The 662-nt window shown below is 63.5% G+C and carries 1 pseudogene; it reads right to left on the minus strand.

The annotated features are described in order from the left end of the window. A pseudogene (locus AC1DZP_RS36330) lies at nt 1–640 on the minus strand (hypothetical protein); the annotation flags it as partial. Between the last annotated feature and the right edge of the window lie 22 nt (nt 641–662).

The raw sequence follows: 662 nt of genomic DNA on the forward strand, positions 1-662 counted from the left end.
GCTTTCCGGCCTCGATCGGGTTGAGGTCGTCAACGAGAAAGACAAAGACGTCGCGGTCGGATGCATAAAGCGTCGTCGTGTTCTTCGAGATGTCGACATGGGGGTTGTAGATTCCCGTCGACCAGTCGAGTACGCCCGGCACCTTCCAGCGCGTATCGCCGGTGCCATTGCCGGCAATCTTCTGCACGGCCTCGACCAGCTCGTGGTCGAAAATCCGGCCATAGTCGGGACCGGTCACCGCTCGCAACTCGACGCGGCCGTTATGGATTTCGAGCGTCTTTACCTGCTCTGYCCGCTGCGAGGTCAGCCCGTACTGGAGATTGATGGCGGCGAGCGGGGCCGGGAGTTGGCGCAGGTAAGCAGCCGGTGCACCGACCAGGCTGGCRAGCTGGCCAAAACTCCAATGCGTGGGCGCAACGGGTGCCTCGGCATCGGGCAGCATAAGCAGGAGGCGTTCCGCGTCGTCACGGCTGGCTTCGACGCGAATCCGTTCGCTTTCGACAATGCGCGTACGGCTGCGCTGCGACCGTGCCCTCACCGAATTACGGAGGTCGGCTAGGGACAGGTAGCGCTCGTCGGCCGGTCGGTTGAACCACTCCGACGATACGCGGCCGATACGCTCGCCGCGGCTCACATCCACCTTGTAGCCTGCACGCCAGTTC

It is taken from the genome of Mesorhizobium sp. P2_F8, assembly GCF_056403655.1.